An 18300-nucleotide genomic window follows, 5' to 3' on the forward strand; every position below is an offset into this window, starting at 1 on the left:
GATTGCGTTCAAGCGCGGTTGGCAAGCAGACGGTAGAGTATCGATGCGGGCAGGATTCGTTTCAGCATGACGCCGATCCTGGCCGGCATTGTTACCACATAGTGCGGGCGTGGGCGCCGCGACAGAAGTGCATGGCGCAAGGCGGCATGAACCACTTCCGGGCCAGGCTTGCCGCGCGACTTGCTGCCACCAGCCCGCAAGCGCTCCAGCTGTGCGGCGTAGTCGATGCGATGGACGGAATTCTCGTGGTCGATGTTCTTCACAAACCACGCGAGGCCATTGCTGGCGATCTTCGAGATCACCGGCCCCGGCTCGATCAGCGAGACATGAACGCCGCTGCTCTGGAGTTCCTGGCGCATGCAGAGCATGAGGCCCTCGAGTGCGTGTTTCGATGCGCAATAGGCGCCGCGAAACGGCACCGGTACCAGGCCAAGGATCGAGGAGCAATGGATGACGCGGCCATGCCCCTGGCGGCGCATCAAGGGCACGACGCGGCAGGTGAGGTCATGCCAGCCGAAGACATTCGTCTCGAACTGTGCCCGCAGCGCCGCGACGGGCAGGTCCTCGACCGCGCCGGCCTGTGCGTAGGCGCCATTGTTGAACAGCGCATCGATACGTCCGCCGGTGCGCTCGACCACCGAAGCCACCAGCGCCTCGATGGAGCCGGGCTCGCCATAGTCCAGATAAAAGGCTTCGACGCCGTCGGCTTCGAGCGCGGCGATGTCCTCGGGCTTTCGCGCCGTCGCGAACACACGCCAACCTTCCGCCCGCAGCGCGCGGGCGCAATAGGCGCCTATTCCAGACGACGCGCCGGTGACGATGATTGTGCGCAACTCTTTCGCGGGTGAATTCGTGGTTTGACGAAGGGTTGCCATTTGCCGCATTCACTTCCCATATTCGCGGCGTCGAGACAATCGAAGGGAGCGCGCGTTCTTGCTGCGGAATATTGTCGCCTTGCGCCGCGTGCTCTACGACGCGCTCGGCCATTTCAACACCGATGACGGCTGGGCGATGGCCAGCCATCTGGCGATCACCTCGCTGATGGCGCTGTTTCCGTTCCTGATCTTCGCCACGACGCTGGGGAGCTTCCTCGGTGCGCAGGCCTTTGCCGACACGGCCGTGCATCTGGTCTTCGACACCTGGCCGGATCAGATCGCCAAGCCGATCGCCCATGAGGTGCTGAACGTGCTGACGGTCAGGCGCTCCGACCTGTTGACCTACGGCGTGCTCCTTGCCGCCTACTTTGCCTCGAACGGTATCGAGGCGCTGCGCACTTCGCTCAACCGGGCCTATCGCGTGACGGAGACGCGAGGTATCATCTATCGCCGGGTGCAGAGCATTTTCTTCGTGCTGATCGCGACCGCCGGGTTCCTGGCGATCAGCGTGCTGCTGGTCTTCGCGCCGCTGCTGGCGCGGCTGGCGGAAGCCAATTTCGAGTGGATAAAGCCCTATACGGGCACGATCACGCTGTGGCGCTATGTGATCGCATCCACCGTCATCGTCGGCGGGCTGTTTTCGGTTCACTACTGGCTGCCGGCGGGCAAGCGCCGCTTCGTCTCCCTGGTGCCCGGCATTGTCTTCACGCTGATCGCATGGCTCGTCGGCTCAACCGTCTTCGCCACCTATCTCGATCATTTCTCATCCTATGTGACGACCTATGCCGGCCTCGCGTCGATCATGATCGCCGTCGTGTTCCTCTACATCGTCTCGGCGATCTTCATCCTTGGCGGCGAACTCAACGCCGCGATCAGCCGCTATCTTGAGGCGCGGGCGAGGGTGGGCTGAGCGGTCGCCAGTCCGACACCGAGCGTCGTGATGGCCATGCCAGCGATCTGGATCAGGCTAAGCTGTTCGCCAAACAGCGCCCAGGCCATTACCGCGGTGACCGCTGGAACCAGGTAGAACAGCGAGGCGACCTTCGACATCTCGCCATCGCGGATCATGATCATCAGCAGGAAGATGGCGCCGAGCGACAGCACCAGCACCAGCCAGGCCATGGCGAAGATCAATTCGCCGTTGATGACGACGGTGTGTGTTTCGAAAGCGAGCGAGGCCAGGGCCATCAGCGAGGCGCCGCCGACATATTGCCACGCGGTTGCCGCGACGAGGTCGCCGCCGGAGGCGAAGCGCTTCTGCCAGATGGTGCCGACGGCCATGCCCAGCACCGAGACAAGCGACGCGGCGAGCGTCTCGGCGGTCACGCCGCCGCCGATCGCGCCGAGCTTCGGCCAGAGCACGATGATCACACCGACCAGACCCGTACCGAGACCGAGCCAATGGCGCGGCAGGATGGCCTCGCCCAGGAATTTGCCGGCAAGTACCGCCGTGATCAGTGGCTGCAACCCGACGATCAGCGCCGAAAGCCCGGCCGGCATGCCCCTGTGGATGGCCCAGAACACACCGCCCAGATAGACGCCATGCATCAGGATGCCCGCCCCCGCCGCATGCATCGCCTCCTTGCGGGTGGCTCTCCTTGAGCCAAGCACGGCCGTCAAGGCCGTCAGCAGAACGGCCGCCAGGACAAAGCGCGTGGCCAGGAACGTAAAGGGCTCCGCCCACGGCATGGCATAGCGCGCGCCGATGAAGCCCGTCGCCCACAGGACGACGAAGGAAGCGGGAATGAACCGCTTTAGAGTTGGCATTTTGGGGGACCGTCGCGTGTTGGGTGAAGGGTTGATTACCGTGAATGCTCTAATGCGGTTCGGCCCGACAAGCAAAACGAAACAATTGATATATAAGCTCAAGCGAATTTAAGGGGTGGCGTCAGGACAATCGATGGCTATTGATTGATCCGACATGGCGTCTCGGCTTCGAGAGGAAGCGGGCATGCTGTTGCGTCTCGATACAAGCTGGCTGCTGATGACCGTTGCGAGCGTTGCGGTCTTCGGTTTCTTCTTCGGTACGGCGCTCGATGCGATCATGCAGGATGACGGCTTCGGCTCGACCGGCAACACGCTGCTGTTCACCTTCGGCTTCTTCGTGGCTGTGCTGGTCGCGAATTCCTACGGCATCGACCTGAAAGACCTCAAGTTTGCGGTCGCCTGGGGTCTGGGAGGCGCTTTTGCGTTCATCAGTGTCCTGGCGCTGATCAAGGCGGGGCTGGCCCGCTGGTAGGCAGCGGGGTCCAGCTTTCAATATGATCTAGAAGCCGACCATCCGCCTGATTTCATCGGGTTGCACGCCGGCCTCGCGCTGGGCGGCAAGGCCGCTGTCGCCGAGGCTCTTCGAAAGCTTTCGTCCGTCCGGGCCGAGGACAAGACGATGGTGGAAGTAGCTTGGTTGTGGAAGGCCAAGGATTTCCTGGAGCAGGCGTTGCACACCCGTTGCGGAAAACAGATCCTGTCCCCGCACCACGTGGCTGATCCCCTGCAAGGCGTCGTCGACGACAACGGCCAGATGGTAGCTGGTCGGTATCTCGCGCCGCGCCACGATCACGTCGCCCCAGTCTTGCGGGCGGGCTTCGACAAGACGCATCGCGACAAGTGTTTCATCCGCGAACTCCGTCCAGGCAAGGGGTTTGCCGGTACGCGCCATCGCCGCCTCGACGTCCAGCCGCCAGGCAAAGGGTGCATTCTCGGCGATCCGCCGCTTGCGTTCCTTCGTCGGCAGGGTTTTGTCTTGTGCCGGATAGTGCGGCACCCCGTCGGGGTCGCGCGGCCAGTGACGGCCACGCTTCTCTGTGTCGGCGATGAAGGCCCGGATGTCGCCGCGACTCATGAAGGCGGGGTAGACCAGTTCCTCCCGGATCAAGCGGTCGAGCATGGTTTGATACTCCGCGAAATGCTGGGATTGCCGGCGCACCGGCTCTTCCCAGTCCAGCCCCAGCCACTTCAAGTCACTGAGAATGGCGGCCTCGAATTCCGGCGTGCAGCGGGTCGTGTCGATATCCTCGATGCGCAGCAGGAGACGGCCACCCGTCGCCTTCGCCAGTTTCTGGTTGAGCAGTGCAGAATAGGCGTGGCCAAGGTGCAATTCGCCATTGGGGCTTGGTGCGAAGCGGAATGTCAGGAGTGTCATCTTTCGGCGGCAATCGGATTGTGCGGGGCTTCGGCTGGTTGCTACCTTGCGCTTGATCAGGGAACAAGCAAGCATGCAACGCATCGCCACGCTCGACGATATTTCGCAAGGACTCGACGCGCTTTGCGCGCTCGACCCGCGCCTCGAAAAGGTGCGTGGCATGGCTGGCGAGGTGCCGCTCAGGCTCTCCGAACCGGGGTTCCGCAGCCTTGCGTCGATTATCGTGTCGCAGCAGGTTTCCCGTGCCAGCGCCGATGCCATCTTCGGCCGGCTGATCAAGCTCGTCGATCCGCTGACGCCGCAGGCCATCCTTGCCGCGAGCGAAGACATGTTTCGCGAAGCCGGCCTGTCGCGCCCCAAACAGCGCGGCCTCATCGCCGTTGCCCAGGCCGTGGTCGACGGGCTCGACCTTCATCATCTCTGCTCCCTCGATGCCCAGGAGGCGATCACGATGATGACGGCGGTGCCGGGCATCGGCCCCTGGACGGCGGAGGTGTATCTTCTGTTTGCCGCCGGGCATCCGGATATCTTCCCGGCGCGCGACGTCGCTCTGCAGAGCGCGGTCGGGCACGCGCTCGGCATCGACCCGCGTCCACCGGAGAAAACACTGATCCAACTCGCCGAATCATGGAGCCCGTGGCGAGGTGTCGCATCGCGGCTTTTCTGGTCCTATTATCGTGAAACCAGAGGGCGGGACGCCGCGCCCCCGGCCTGAATTCGCCAAAAGCATAAAAATCATGCGTTTTTGGCGTTTCGGACAAGCGACAATCCGCTTCACATCCCTGTCATGTCGGGCTTACAGTATCCGCACCGTTAGGCTACCGCGCCGCGCATCCGGTCAGATGCGAAAGGATGCGGTGGCACTTTTGAATCCGCGCATGATCCCCCGCGAAAATCGAATTCGGTTTTCAGGGTCATGCACTGAACGAAGGAGGTAAACACGTGACGGTCGCCGTATCTCCGGATGGGCTTCCAGCACTGGTGCTGAATGCGGATTACCGTCCGCTCAGCTATTACCCTTTGTCGCTCTGGTCCTGGCAGGACGCCATCAAGGCGGTGTTCCTCGACCGGGTGAACATCGTCGCCGAATACGAGCACGCCGTCTCTTCGCCGACCTTCTCGATGCGGCTGCCCAGCGTCGTCAGCCTGAAGGCCTATGTGAAGCCGTCCAGGCATCCGGCCTTCACCCGCTTCAACGTCTTCCTGCGCGACCGCTTCCAGTGCCAGTATTGCGGCACGCCCGAGGATCTGACCTTCGACCATGTCATCCCCCGCCATCGCGGCGGCGCGACGACCTGGGAGAATGTCGTCGCCGCCTGTTCCCCCTGCAATCTCAGGAAGGGCGGCATGATGCCGGCCCATGCCAAGATGTGGCCGCTGCAGACACCCTATCAGCCGACGGTGCATGACCTGCACAACAACGGCCGCCTGTTCCCGCCCAACCATCTGCATGAAAGCTGGATGGATTATCTGTACTGGGATGTCGAACTCGAACCTTGAGATCATTCGAGAATTCGGGAGGCTGGCCGCCTGAAGCGATTTTCTGCGCTTCCGGTGCTCACGGACTTAAATGTCCGCTCCGCTCCGGTTCTCGAAAATCACTTCTTCGACTCAGCCTGCCGAATTCTTGAACGATCTCGCGTCGGTTCCGTAGCTCAGTCGCGGGAAAGCGCGCCGCGGAAGGCGACGGCGGCCAGGATGAGGCTGGCGATGGCGTTCCAGCCTGCCAAGGACAGGCCGAGAATACGCAGCGCCGCCTTGTCGCAGGACGGCGGCACGAATTTGTCGAGCGCGTCGAGCACGCCCTTGCCGCCGGTGTCGACCGGACCGGCACCCGCCGTGCAGTCGGCCGGACCTTGCCACCATGCCCATTCGACGCCGGAATGGTAGACGCCGAGGTAGAGGCCATAGAGCATCAGCAGGCCGCCGATGGCGAGCAGACCGCGCGTGATCCATGCGGGTGCGTTCAACATCGATGCAATCGCCGCCAGCACCATCAACGGCACGCCGATGTAATAGGGGGTGCGCTGCTCGAGGCAAAGGTGGCAGGGGATGTAGCCGCCGAGGTGCTGAAAGCCCAGCGCCGAGCCGACCGTGGCGGCCATGGCGACCGCGAGGAACAAGGCCGTCAGCATGCGTTGGCGTCCGGTGTCGGCATTCATGGTGGCTGTCATTCGATCTGCTCCGTCCGGCTCGGAATAGGGCTGCGTTCAGAGGGCGTATTTGACGAGGATATAGAGCAAAATCAGGGCGGCGGCCGCCGCCCCCGCGATAAGCCCAAGGCGCTTTTCGATGAACTCGCGGATCGGTTCGCCATAGCGGCGCAGCAGCCATGCCAGCAGCAGGAAGCGCCCGCCGCGCGCGATGATGGCCAGCACGATGAACAGCGCCAGATTGACGCCAAGCGCGCCGGACAGGATGGTCACCACCTTGATCGGGGGCAGATGGGCCGCACCCGAGGTGATCAGCATCAGGATAATGAACTCGATGCTTACGCCCGCCGAAGCCCGCAACTGCTCGAACTCGTCATACTTGCCGTAGAATTCGAGGATGGGCCTTGCCACCGCGTCATAGGCGTAATGACCGATGAACCAGCCGGCGATGCCGCCCAGCACGGAGGCGACCGTGGCGATCAGCGCATAGCGATAGGCGCGGTCCGGCCGCGATAGCGCCATCGGCAGATAGAGCACGTCGGCCGGCACCAGGAACACCGAGCTTTCAACGAAAGCGATGAAGGCCAGCCACCATTCGGCGGATTTCCGTGCCGCCAGCGACAAGGTCCAGTCGTAAAGTCCGCGAAGCATTGGCACTCCTAATGCGTGTCGCCCAAAAATGCTGATCGGTTTGGGACAAGGACGTGCATGAAACAAAGACCCCAAAGCACGCCGCGTGGATATTTTCAGACGCGCCGCACTTCAATGCGACGTCTGTCTAGAAAGATTTCTCGCGCTGCACAATGGCAGTGCCGTCATGAAATCGAAAGGTGCGGTTTCGTCGCGGCCGGCGCTGTGAAAATTGGCCAGTTGACGAACAGGCCTCCAACGACCTGGGATGAGGTGGTGCCCCCTGCCGGGGTCGAACCGGCACTCCTTTCGGAACCGGATTTTGAGTCCGGCGCGTCTACCAATTCCACCAAAGGGGCGTAGCACGTAGGCATACGGCGTGGTATGGGAGGGCTCCATAAAGGAGCAGCCCAGTGCCGTCAATCCGCCTCGAACTTCAGGACGCAATCAAGTGTCCGTCGTCAGATCATTTGGCTCAGATTGGATCGCAGATTAGCGGAGTGTCGGCCTCATCTTGGGGTTGATGTTAAGCGGCGATCTTGCGGTGCTGCAAGCGCCGATGTTGGATGGTTTGGCGTTTGATCCTTTCTCGCTGTTTGATAATGGCTGCGGCCCTGCCGAAGTAGGCGTCGGCTGGCGTTACGTTGGCCAGGCTCTCGTGGTAGCGTCGATGGTTGTAATGTTCGACGAAGGCTGCGATCTGGGCCTCAAGGTCGCCGGGCAGAAAGTAGTTCTCCAAGAGGATTCGGTTTTTGAGGGTCTGGTGCCAGCGCTCGATCTTGCCTTGGGTCTGGGGATGCATTGGAGCGCCCCGGACATGGCTCATGCGTTGGTCCTGGATATAGTCCGCCAGTTCGCCGGCGATGTAGCTGGGGCCATTATCGCTGAGCAGCCGAGGCTTGTGGTGCACATGGGCCTGGTCGCACCCTGAGGCAGTAAGTGCCATGTCCAGCGTGTCGGTGACGTCCTCGGCCCGCATGGTGCTGCACAGTTTCCAGGCGATGATGTAGCGGGAGTAATCGTCGAGCACGGTCGACAGGTACATCCAGCCCCAGCCGATGATCTTGAAGTAGGTGAAGTCCGTCTGCCACATCTCGTTGGGTCGCGTCGTCTTGGTGTGGAACTCGTTCGCCGCCTTGATCACCACATAGGCCGGGCTGGTGATCAGATCGTAGGCCTTGAGGAGCCGGTAAACGCTGGCTTCTGACACGAAGTAGCGCGTCTCGTCGGTGAACCGTACTGCCAGTTCGCGCGGGGAGAGCTCGGACTGCTCCAGCGCCAGTTCGATGATCTGGTCATGGATGGCAGGCGGGATGCGGTTCCACACCCGGCTCGGCGCCGAGGGCCGATCCTGCAGCGCCTCAGGCCCGCCCTCGACATAACGGTCATACCAGCGATAGAAGGTCCGGCGCGGGATGCCCAGTCGGTCCAGCGTTTTGCGGGTTGGCAGGTGTGACTGCTCGACGATCCTGATGATCTCGAGCTTTTCGGATGCGGGATATCTCATTCTTGCTCGTCCCCATCCGCGATCATGCTTTTTTTGAGCAGACGGTTTTCCAGTGTCAGATCAGCGACGCATTCCTTCAGCGCGCCGGCCTCCCGGCGCAAATCCTTGACCTCGTCGCTGGTGGCAGCACGAGCGGTATCACCCGCCAATCGGCGCTTGCCGGCCTCCATGAACTCCTTGGACCAGGTGTAATACAGGCTCTGCGCGATCCCTTCCTTGCGGCACAGCTCGGCGATGCTGTCTTCGCCGCGCAGCCCGTCCAGCACGATCCGGATCTTGTCTTCCGCTGAAAAATGCCGCCGGGTCGCCCGGCGAATGTCCTTTACCACCTGCTCGGCAGGCTTCTTGGCACTTGAGGATTTAGGGCTCATCTTGGTTCCTTCGTCGTGACGACGAGATCAAAACCCTCCTTAATTCACAACCTCAAATCTGGGACACAGGTGCTGACGGGGAACACTTCAGGACGCAATCAAGTACCTCGCCCAGGCAATCGTTCTGCTCGGGGCCATCTACTTCATCGGCAATCTCCTGAGCCCCAAGACGGACACCGGACCCCACGGCAACCCCATGACCATCGGTATGGAATGTCAGCAGTTTGCTCAGGGCGTGGTCTGCCAGTAGCCAGTCTGACCTCTAACCCATCGACGGGGAAGCTATGAGATCAACCGAGTTCTTAGGCCTGATGGCCCTACACGACTTAGTCGTCGTCGTGGAGCAAGGTTACCCGCGTAGTGATAGGAAGCGAGATGAGGTTACCATCCAGACGCGCGATGGTCGAGCTGCCACGCTCCGCCTCAACGGATACACGACGCCTATCCACTTGCCCTTAGACATCCTGGATGACTACCTACGGGCAAGCTTTGTCGCTCTGATGACACCGGAAGATGCGAACGGACGTACAGTCTACCAGTTGACCCCGGATGGCCGTACCAGGGGACTGGCGTCCAAATGAAACCGATTGCTCTGGTTCTTCTGGCTGTCTGTTTCGCACTGCCGACAGCGGCATCCTCTGCTGCTAACATGCTGGGCGCTGGGGCGGGCTCCTCTTGCGGAAAATGGCTTTCGGATCGTCAAAGCGGGGACTATTTCGACATGGGAAATTGGGCTCTTGGATATCTTTCCGGGGTCGCAATGTACTCTAAGGATAGTCCGCTCGACGGCCTAGACAGCCCCGCAGTGGCGTTTTGGCTCGACAACTACTGTCGGTCACAGCCGCTGGACTCCTTTCAGAAGGCTCTCGACGCCTTTGTAGACCAACATCCAAACTAGCTCTTGACCACCACCAGTGGCTGAGGCCCCTCAAGGCTAAGTCATTGAAACTACAGGGATTGTCCACTGGACAGTCGCTCGACTCAAAATCGAGTTCCGCAAGGAGTGTTGGTTCGATTCCGGCTAGGGGCACCATAATTTCCATACGCAGGCAATTGACGGATGTCGATTGCCCTTACCGTCTTCCCAGCAAACTCCGCATCCGGTTCCGCAGGAGGCGCGCCATGTTGCGGGTCTCGCGGTAGAGGTGAAGCTGTGACGCGGCTTGGCGGACGTGACGGTCGGCATCTGGTGTCAGCCCGATGACCAGCGTGCCCATCGGCTTGCGCTCCGTCCATAGCCGGCTCATCACCGGGTGATCGGGTACGGCGCAGGAATCGGTCATGTCGATGTTGGGATCGTCGAGATGCTGCCTGGTTACCTCGATCATCAGCAGCGTACCCGGCGAATAGGCTGATAGCGTCTCGTCGTAGGCGGTCTTCCAAGTGTAGGCGACGCCGGCCTCGACGAACACGATCAGGCAGGCGATGGTGCGGCCGTCGAGCGTCAGCGAGTGGATGCGGCACATATCGTGTTCGGCCAGCCGATGCACGGCCTCGCGGGCGAAGGCGGCGCGGTAGCGGTCAATCGCCATGGCGGTGCGCTCGCGGCCTTTCCACCCGGCCGCCTCCAGCGTCAGGAAATTTTCAATGGCATGGCGGATCTCATCAGGCCCGCGCGCCACGACATGTTCCAACTGCCCGAGGTCGGCGAGACGTCGCTTCAGCCGGCGGAACTCGCGATGATGGTGTGAGCGCAACGAGGCTTTCAGATAGTCCTCGCCGTCGAGCTCGCTTTCCAGCACCGGTCTTTCGGCCCTGCCGGTGGTGATCATCGTCAGGCCGCGTGTCTCGGCCACGGTGGCGAGCAGGCTTGCCACCGGGCCGTCAAGCCGCACATCCGGCAGCACGAACACTTTCGGCAGCTTGAGATGTGGCCTGGACAGCATGGAGAAGAAATCCTCGACGACGCCGATGGGGTCGTCACGGTCGACAAGCGGCGTGCCGAGTGGGCCAAACGGGCTCGACCACGTGCGCATGACGGGGACGCCGAGCGGTATTGCCGGCCGTTCGACGGAGAACGGCACCAGCAAGCGCAGCCGGTTGCGATACTCGTCGCCGTCGCGAATGACGGCCAGCCGCACTTCACGGTCTTCCAGCCGCGGCATGGCGGGGGCCAGGAAGCGCGGGTTGAAGAAGACATTGGGCTCGACCGTGCGGGCGCAGAGATAATCGAGTTCCTCGACCAGGTCGAAGCCGGCGGATGCCGGGTACACGGCAAGTTTGCGTTCGGGCCGGTTGTTGGCCAGGATTTCGATATGCGCCGGATCAGCCTCGCGGATCAGGCCCGCGAGGCCCGACACCATCGCGCCGGCCGTGCCTCCGCTGGTTTCCTCGAGCAATGGGATGGCCACCATTCAAGCGTCTCCCTTGGCGGGCACGAAAATGAGCATGACGATGCCGAGCTTGCGCCACACGGTGAAGGACAGCGCGCTGGCCTCGAACATCATCGCGAAGGCGGTGGACATTGCCGCCCCCCATAGGCCGAAATGCGGGATCAGCACCACGTTGAGGCCGATGTTGAAGGCCAGTGTCATGGCGTAGACCGCGGCGCAGATGTTCTGGTTGCCGCTCATGGTGAGCAGGCTTTCGCAGGGGCCGACGGCGGCGCGGGCGACGACGCCGAAGACCAGCAGGTACAGAAGCGGATAGCCGGCGGCGAATTCGGGGCCGAACAGCGTCAGCATGGGCTCGCCCAGCACCAGCACCAGCAGTGCCATGAGCAGTGACGGCCAGAAGGTCCATGACACCGTCTCGCGGGCAAAGGCGGCGAGCCTCTCGGGCTCGCCATGGGTGAACTGCGCGTAGCGCTGGGCGACACCCGCCTTGACGGCGAAGTAGACGAAATGGACCAGCGCCAGCGTCTTGACCGTGGCGAAATAGACGGCGACGTCGTTGGGATCCATATAGGCGCCGACCATCAATACGTCGGCGTTGGTGAGGAGAAAGAAGAAACTTTCGACCAGGAAGATCGGCAGCGACACGATGAACCATTCGGCGAAATGCACCTTCATCGGCCCGGCCGGGATCAACCTTTCCATGCGCGTGGTGACGCCGATGAGTTGACCGAGCGTGGTGACGTAGGTGGCGGCGATCGAGGCGAAGATCGCGGTCCTGGCGTTTGGCGCATAGCCCGCCAGCAGCATCAGCGCCATGAAAGCGAGGATCAGCACCGGTCGCACGAGATAGGTCGGCGACAATGCAAACAGCGCCCAGCTGTTCGCCCTCGACTGGCCCTGCAACAGGTCGGAAAGCGCAATCATCGGCAGGCAGATGACGCCAAGGATGAACGGCACGACATAGTAGCTTTCGAGCCATGGCGAGAACAGCCAGACACCGAGCGCGCCCAGGCCCGCGATCGCGGTCGAGGCCACCAGCACGAACTGCCTGCTGGCAACCACGATGCCACGCAACTCGTCCATCAGGCCGCGCTCGCGGTATTCGGGAATGAAGCGGATAACGGAGGTATGGAAGCCAAGGCAGGCGAGGTTGCCGACAATGACCATCGTCACCCAGACCAGGACGAAGATGCCGTATTCGAAAGACCCTATCCAGCGCGCCATCAAGACCTGGCTGACGAAGGCGATGACGGCGCTGATGATGCGAATGGAGAAGGCGATAAGCGACATGCGGCTGGCTTCGCCGCGCTCGTCGGCGGTGAACAGCACGGCATCGATGCGCCCAAGCAGCGGATTTATACGCAGCGCCAAACGCTGCGGCAAAAACCGCCCGGCCGTCGTTGCCGCGGAAAAGCGCACCCACCAGTCTCCGTTTTCCGCCTATTTCCAGACCTTGGGTATATGCAAAACACATTAAGAAACGGTTGGGTGGGTCGTCCTTGCCGTTTTGGGAAACGCGGTGATGGCGTAAGGAAGTTCTTAAGGCGTACTCACGAGCCGATCGCCGACCCCGCCGAGATATCTGTCCCAGATATAATCGCTCAACAGCTGGCGATGCTCCGCTCCGCGATGGTGACGCGTGTTGGTCTGTTGCGCGTAGGATGATCCGCCGACGTGGAACATGGTTCCTTCAAACAGCTCATGTTCGCCCGTCGCCCCGCCGAAGGTGACAGGGATAAAACTCATCTCGACGGTCGCGACGTCTTCTTCAGCGAGATGCGAGTAGAGCGGCAACCAGTTTCCGCCCCCTGTATCGAGCCCCAGTTCCATTCGAGGCGTGAAATCCATGGCGACATTCTCGACGGCGGAGAACCGGAAGAAACAGAACCCTCCCCAAAGACACCATTGGCGATCATTCCTGCTCGCCTTGTAACGGAAGTTCTCCGTTGGCCCGAACTTCAGGCCGAAGACCTTCTTCCCCTCCATGCGGCCGGGCATGTCGAAAGGCGCGATGGGAAAACAGTCATGGTCGATGAAACCGAACAATTCCGGCCGGACGTGTCTCACGATGTTGTCGAAGACCCAGTTCACCGCCGTCCCGTGAGAACGGGACCAGTGGCGTTCGCGATTGCGGGGCAAGCTGAAGTAAGGTACTCCCCGCTGTCGGCAGATGTCCTCTATCGACTTTCGGGCCGCCTCGTCCGACGAATTGTCGACCACGACAAGGAGCATTCCCGTCGGATGGATCTGCCAGGCCTTGGTCAGAGCGTCGATCACCCAAGGCGTATTGAAGGCGATGGTGAAGCAGAGACGGCTTGAGCCTGATGAGCGCAATATCCCGGCGAATTCGCGAGCTCTCGCTGCTCCCTGAGCGCGAAAGTATCGGTAAAAAAGCCTGTCCCTTACAAACTTGAGACGTCCGACGACGCGACTTCTGCCGATCGCGTCGGCGATTTTCTTGGGCATTTCTCCCGCCAGACGCCTTAAGCAAACGCCCCATGACAGTGCTTGTACTTCTTGCCGGAGCCGCAGGGGCAGGCCTCGTTACGGCCAACCTTGCCCCATGTCGCCTGATTGTTCGGATCGCGGTCCTCGGGAGCAACGATGGCGGCTGTTTCCGGACGGACAAGAAGGGCGGTGTTGCCGTCCTCGAAGTCGTTCTCGCCGGTGGTGCCGTCGATATGCATGCCGAACATGTCCGGCGCCTCGGGTGGCGGGGCTTCGGCGGCCTGGCGGACCAGTTCGACGCGCATCAACTGCGCGGTGACCGCCTGGCGCAGATTGCCCAGCATTGCCTGGAACAGCTCGAACGCCTCGCTCTTGTATTCCTGCAGCGGGTCGCGCTGGGCGTAGCCGCGGAAGCCGACGACCGAGCGCAGATGGTCGAGATTGACGATGTGCTCGCGCCAAAGATGGTCGAGCGACTGCAATACCACCGAGCGCTCGACATAGGTCATCACCTCTGGGCCGAAGCGCTCGGAGCGCTCCTTGGCGGCGACCTCGGCGGCCTGTGATATGCGCTCGCGGATATCGTCCTCGGCGATGCCTTCTTCCTTGACCCAATCCTCGATCGGCAAATCGAGGTTGAGGAACTCGGCCACCTCGGCCTTAAGGCCGGCGGCGTTCCACTGCTCGGCATAGGCATTTTCGGGGATCGCCTTGGCGACGATCTCGTCGATGACGCCCTCGCGCATCTCGGTGATGGTCTCGGTCAGGCCTTCGCCATCCATCAGTTCGATGCGCTGCTCGAACACCACCTTGCGCTGGTCGTTCGACACGTCGTCATATTTCAAAAGGTTCTTGCGGATGTCGAAATTGCGCGCCTCGACCTTCATCTGCGCCTTTTCCAGCGCCTTGTTGATCCAGGGGTGGATGATCGCTTCGTCTTCCTTGAGGCCGAGCTTCTGCAGCATGCCGTCCATGCGCTCGGAGCCGAAGATGCGCATCAGGTCATCCTGCAACGACAGGAAAAATTTCGAACGGCCGGGGTCGCCCTGGCGGCCGGAGCGGCCGCGAAGCTGGTTGTCGATGCGTCGGCTCTCGTGGCGCTCGGTGGCCAGCACGTAGAGGCCGCCGGCGGCAAGCGCCTTTTCCTTCAGGCGGGCGATATCCTCGCGGATGGCCTTTTCCATGGCCTCGCGCTCGGGGCCTTCAGGCATGTCGCCAAGCTCGTCGGCGATGCGCATTTCGGCGTTGCCGCCGAGCTGGATGTCGGTGCCGCGGCCGGCCATGTTGGTGGCGATGGTGATGGCGCCGGGCTTGCCGGCCTGGGCGACGATCGCCGCCTCGCGCTCATGGTGGCGGGCGTTCAGCACCTCGAAGTCCTTGAAGCCGTCCTTGCGCAGGCGCTCGGCCAGCTGCTCGGATTTCTCGATCGAGGTCGTGCCGACCAGCGTCGGCTGGCCCTTGGCGCTGGCTTCGCGGATCTCCTTGACGATCGCCTTGTATTTCTCCTCGACCGTCCGGTAGACCTCGTCGTCCTCGTCCTTGCGGATGACCGGCAGGTTGGTCGGGATCTCGGTGACGTCGAGATTGTAGATGTTGCCGAATTCCTCGGCCTCGGTCAGCGCGGTGCCGGTCATGCCGGCCAGCTTCTTGTAGAGGCGGAAATAATTCTGGAAGGTGACGGAGGCGAGCGTCTGGTTCTCCGGCTGGATCGCCACATGCTCCTTGGCTTCCAGCGCCTGGTGCAGGCCTTCCGAATAGCGGCGGCCGGGCATCATGCGGCCGGTGAACTCGTCGATGATGACGATCTCGCCGTTGCGCACGATGTAGTCCTTATCCTTCTGGAACAGCCGGTGAGCCTTCAGCGCATTGTTGACGTGGTGGACGATGGCCACGTTCTCGACGTCATAAAGCGACTCACCCTTGAGCAGGTCGGCGTCGCGCAGAAGGTTCTCCAGCTTCTCCGTGCCGTCCTCGGTGAAGATCGAGGTCTTCTGCTTCTCATCGATCTCGTAATCTTCCGGCTGCAGCTGGATGATGAAGGTGTCGATGGTGTTGTACATTTCCGAACGGTCCTCAAGCGGACCGGAAATGATCAGCGGCGTGCGCGCCTCGTCGACCAGGATGGAGTCGACTTCGTCGACGATCGCGTAGTTGTGACCGCGCTGCACCATCTGGGCGCGTTCGTATTTCATGTTGTCGCGCAGATAGTCGAAGCCGAGCTCGTTGTTGGTGGCGTAGGTGACATCGGAGGCGTAGGCGATGCTGCGTTCCTCGTCGGACAGGCCGTGCACGATGACGCCGACCGAGAGGCCAAGGAACTTGTAGACGCGGCCCATCCATTCGGAGTCGCGCGTGGCGAGATAGTCGTTGACGGTGACGACGTGGACGCCTTTGCCGGCGAGCGCGTTGAGATAGACAGGCAGGGTCGCGACCAGGGTCTTGCCCTCGCCGGTGCGCATCTCGGCGATACCGCCATTGTGCAGCACCATGCCGCCAATCAACTGCACATCGAAGGGGCGCATGCCGAGCACGCGGCGCGCGGCTTCGCGCGCGGTGGCGAATGCCGGCACAAGCAAATCGTCCAGAGTGGCGCCGTTGGCGATGTCCTGGCGGAACTTCGCGGTGCGGCCAACCAGCTCCTCGTCGGAGAGCGCCCGCATTTCGTTTTCCATGGCATTGATCGCCTCGACACGAGGCCGGGTCGACTTGACCCGACGGTCGTTGGAGGAGCCGAAAACCTTACGGGCGAAACCGCCGAGACTGACCATCCAATGGTCCTTTCGATAGCATTCGTATCATCAACAAGACGAGTACCGGCCGGCCCCGTCAAATCCGCGTGAACGCACCGCCTGAACGCGGGCAAACACAAACAGCGCCCGGAAAACGGTTCTGGACGCAAAGTCGTTGGACAGATAAGAGGGGGCTGAACTGATGTCAACGTCGCGCTCGTCCTGCCGTGTGCGCCAAATTCCGCCACAATCTGGCTGATCTGGAAACCATTCCTCCTCAACAATCCCCCATCGGAGTCATGTTCATGTCCCTATTGTTCCGCCGCGCGTCGCTTGCCAGCCTTGGTCTGGCATTCGGGCTGTCGGCTTTTTCGCTGTCGCCGCTTATGGCGCAGGAAGCCGCTCCCGCCCAACCGGACGTCACGGCGCCGGCCGCCGCGCCGGTCGACCCGAACACCGTGGTCGCCACGATCAACGGCCAGCCGCTCACCGAGGCGGACCTTGTGCTTGCCGAAGGCGAGCTGTCGCAGCAGTTCGCGCAACTGCCGCCCGAGCAGCGCCGCGCCGCCGCACTTTCGGCGGCCATCGAAATCCGCGTCATGGCGGCCCAGGCTGTCACCACCGGCCTCGACAAGGATCCCGACTTCCAGCGCCGCATGGCGTTCCTGCAGCAGCGCGCGCTGCATGGCGAGATGGTCGAGAAGGGTGTCGTCGACAAGGTCACCGATGCCGAGGTTCGCGCCCGCTACGACCAGGAAATCGCCAACACGCCGCCCGCCAACGAGGTGCATGCCCGTCACATCCTCGTGAAGACGAAGGAAGAGGCCGAGGCTATCATCAAGCAACTCGACGGCGGCGCCGATTTCCAGAAACTCGCCAACGAACACACCAGCGATCCGAGCGGCAAGACCAATGGCGGCGATCTCGGCTGGTTCGGGCCTGGCCAGATGGTCCCGGAATTCGACAAGGCGGCCTTCGCGCTCGAGGTCGGCAAATACACCGAGCAGCCGGTGCAGTCGCAGTTCGGCTGGCATGTCATCAAGCTTGAGGACAAGCGCACCAAGCAGCCGCCGGCGTTTGACGACGTCAAGGACCAGGCCAAGCAGGCGGTTATCCGCGACAAGTATTTCGCGCTGGTCAAGTCGCTGCGCGCCGAAGCCAAGGTGGAAATTCCCGACGCCAACCTGAAGAAGGCCGTCGATACGCTGGAAAGCGCCAAGTAGGCTGAGCAACTCTGGAAGGGCGCGGCGAGCGGCTTGCTTGCCGCGCCCTTTTGTTTTTCAGCGGCTGCCTGTCCTGCTGGTTTTGCTGGCGATGCCTTGCATCACGTAGCGGACCGTTTCGCGTATCGTGGCCTCGTTCTCGTCGAGGCGATCGGTCAAAAGACGCGTCCAGGCCCAGGAGGCGATCAGGTCCGCGACAATAGCGGCGTCGATATCCTCAGCGACTTCGCCCCGCGCCTGGGCGCGCTCGACCATCTGCCCGGTATGGCCGTGCCGGCCCTTTGCGTAGTCTGCCAGCGCCGCGGCGGCCGTCGGGTCCGATTGCGCTTCGGCGACCAGCGATCTGAACACGCTGCCCGACGATGTTTCACGCCAGTGCGACAACAGGCTCTTCAGGAAACCGACGAGATCTTCCTCCAGCCATCCGGTGTCGGGAATGTCGACGCGTTTCTGGCGCTGGTAGACTTCGAGCAGCAACGCGGCCTTGCTTGGCCACCAGCGATAGATGGTCGGCTTTCCGGCGCGGGCGCGCCGCGCCACCGCCTCGATCGAAAAGCCCGAATAGCCGGCTTCGACCAGCACCGCCTCGGCGGCGTCGAGAATGGCGCCCGCACTGGCGGGATTGCGTCGGGCGCCGATCGATTTGCGTCCCCGATCCGCGTCGTCAGCCATTCCGTGTCCTCGTCAACGAATCTCACCGGCGACAATACACGGACTCCTGGTGAAACGAACCGGACCGTTCTGTAGCTATGTCCTGGGTGGTTCAGCGGAGACGCCGGAACTTTCCCGGCGAATGAGACGCCAGAAGGCGTCATGCCCCGGCCATTGCGGCAGCCGCGAAAACGCCTTGCGCCGGCGCGTCGTATCGGGCAAACCGACCGTTCCC

16 protein-coding genes and 1 tRNA gene are annotated in these 18300 nt (G+C 62.1%); 5 read left to right on the forward strand and 12 right to left on the reverse strand.

Annotated features, from left to right (window positions below):
* Positions 1-8 precede the first annotated feature (8 nt).
* Positions 9-875: an SDR family oxidoreductase gene (locus tag LGH82_RS23985; RefSeq protein ID WP_227345125.1), complete on the reverse strand. Its 867-nt coding sequence runs from the start codon at positions 873-875 to the stop codon at positions 9-11.
* 58 nt (positions 876-933) lie between these two features.
* Between LGH82_RS23985 and LGH82_RS23990 the strand changes: the two genes are divergently transcribed.
* On the forward strand, positions 934-1785 hold the full coding sequence (locus LGH82_RS23990; RefSeq protein WP_227345126.1) for a YihY/virulence factor BrkB family protein: 852 nt from the start codon (positions 934-936) through the stop codon (positions 1783-1785).
* Here the strand turns inward: LGH82_RS23990 and LGH82_RS23995 are convergent.
* On the reverse strand, positions 1755-2642 hold the full coding sequence (locus LGH82_RS23995; protein WP_227345127.1) for a DMT family transporter: 888 nt from the start codon (positions 2640-2642) through the stop codon (positions 1755-1757). The two genes, LGH82_RS23990 and LGH82_RS23995, sit on opposite strands and share 31 nt — an antisense overlap.
* Positions 2643-2826: 184 nt before the next feature.
* On the opposite strand from LGH82_RS23995, the gene LGH82_RS24000 reads away from it, so the two are divergent.
* Positions 2827-3114: a hypothetical protein gene (locus LGH82_RS24000; protein ID WP_227345128.1), complete on the forward strand. Its 288-nt coding sequence runs from the start codon at positions 2827-2829 to the stop codon at positions 3112-3114.
* Between the two features lie 27 nt (positions 3115-3141).
* On the opposite strand, the gene gluQRS is transcribed toward LGH82_RS24000, so the two are convergent.
* Positions 3142-4017: a tRNA glutamyl-Q(34) synthetase GluQRS gene (gene gluQRS, locus LGH82_RS24005; RefSeq protein WP_227345129.1), complete on the reverse strand. Its 876-nt coding sequence runs from the start codon at positions 4015-4017 to the stop codon at positions 3142-3144.
* Positions 4018-4090: 73 nt separating this feature from the next.
* On the opposite strand from gluQRS, the gene LGH82_RS24010 reads away from it, so the two are divergent.
* Positions 4091-4732, forward strand: coding sequence for a DNA-3-methyladenine glycosylase family protein (locus LGH82_RS24010; RefSeq protein WP_227345130.1), 642 nt, complete (start codon positions 4091-4093; stop codon positions 4730-4732).
* A gap of 227 nt (positions 4733-4959) precedes the next feature.
* Positions 4960-5517, forward strand: coding sequence for an HNH endonuclease (locus LGH82_RS24015; RefSeq protein WP_227345131.1), 558 nt, complete (start codon positions 4960-4962; stop codon positions 5515-5517).
* A 155-nt stretch (positions 5518-5672) separates the two neighbouring features.
* Here the strand turns inward: LGH82_RS24015 and LGH82_RS24020 are convergent, their stop codons facing one another.
* From LGH82_RS24020 to secA, 8 genes are all read right to left on the reverse strand, one after another.
* Positions 5673-6191 carry a disulfide bond formation protein B gene (locus tag LGH82_RS24020; RefSeq protein WP_227345132.1) on the reverse strand — a complete coding sequence of 173 codons (519 nt, stop codon included), beginning with the start codon at positions 6189-6191 and terminating at the stop codon, positions 5673-5675.
* A gap of 36 nt (positions 6192-6227) precedes the next feature.
* Positions 6228-6821 (reverse strand): YqaA family protein, encoded by a 594-nt coding sequence (locus tag LGH82_RS24025; RefSeq protein ID WP_227345133.1) that lies wholly within the window; start codon positions 6819-6821, stop codon positions 6228-6230.
* A 253-nt stretch (positions 6822-7074) separates the two neighbouring features.
* Positions 7075-7159 (reverse strand) — tRNA-Leu (locus LGH82_RS24030).
* Between the two features lie 167 nt (positions 7160-7326).
* A protein-coding gene (locus tag LGH82_RS24035) for an IS3 family transposase (protein WP_227344189.1) occupies positions 7327-8678 on the reverse strand; the annotation gives its coding sequence in 2 pieces (ribosomal slippage) (positions 7327-8342 and positions 8342-8678; 1353 coding nt in all).
* A 1073-nt stretch (positions 8679-9751) separates the two neighbouring features.
* The gene (locus LGH82_RS24040) at positions 9752-11032 is read right to left on the reverse strand and encodes a GNAT family N-acetyltransferase (RefSeq protein WP_227345134.1); all 1281 of its coding nucleotides are present in this window, start codon (positions 11030-11032) and stop codon (positions 9752-9754) included.
* The gene (locus LGH82_RS24045) at positions 11033-12433 is read right to left on the reverse strand and encodes an oligosaccharide flippase family protein (protein ID WP_227345135.1); all 1401 of its coding nucleotides are present in this window, start codon (positions 12431-12433) and stop codon (positions 11033-11035) included. It abuts the gene before it with no gap.
* Positions 12434-12553: 120 nt separating this feature from the next.
* Positions 12554-13480, reverse strand: a complete 927-nt coding sequence (locus LGH82_RS24050; protein WP_227345136.1) for a hypothetical protein — start codon at positions 13478-13480, stop codon at positions 12554-12556.
* Positions 13481-13497: 17 nt separating this feature from the next.
* Positions 13498-16230 (reverse strand): preprotein translocase subunit SecA, encoded by a 2733-nt coding sequence (secA, locus tag LGH82_RS24055; RefSeq protein ID WP_227345137.1) that lies wholly within the window; start codon positions 16228-16230, stop codon positions 13498-13500.
* 266 nt (positions 16231-16496) lie between these two features.
* Here secA and LGH82_RS24060 point away from each other — a divergent pair, with 266 nt between their 5' ends.
* On the forward strand, positions 16497-17414 hold the full coding sequence (locus LGH82_RS24060; protein WP_227345138.1) for a peptidylprolyl isomerase: 918 nt from the start codon (positions 16497-16499) through the stop codon (positions 17412-17414).
* A gap of 57 nt (positions 17415-17471) precedes the next feature.
* Here LGH82_RS24060 and LGH82_RS24065 read toward each other — a convergent pair whose 3' ends face one another.
* Positions 17472-18086, reverse strand: coding sequence for a TetR/AcrR family transcriptional regulator (locus LGH82_RS24065; RefSeq protein ID WP_227345139.1), 615 nt, complete (start codon positions 18084-18086; stop codon positions 17472-17474).
* Positions 18087-18300 lie beyond the last annotated feature (214 nt).

The sequence above is a fragment of the Mesorhizobium sp. PAMC28654 genome (genome assembly GCF_020616515.1).
In the GTDB taxonomy this organism is placed as follows: Bacteria; Pseudomonadota; Alphaproteobacteria; order Rhizobiales; family Rhizobiaceae; genus Mesorhizobium.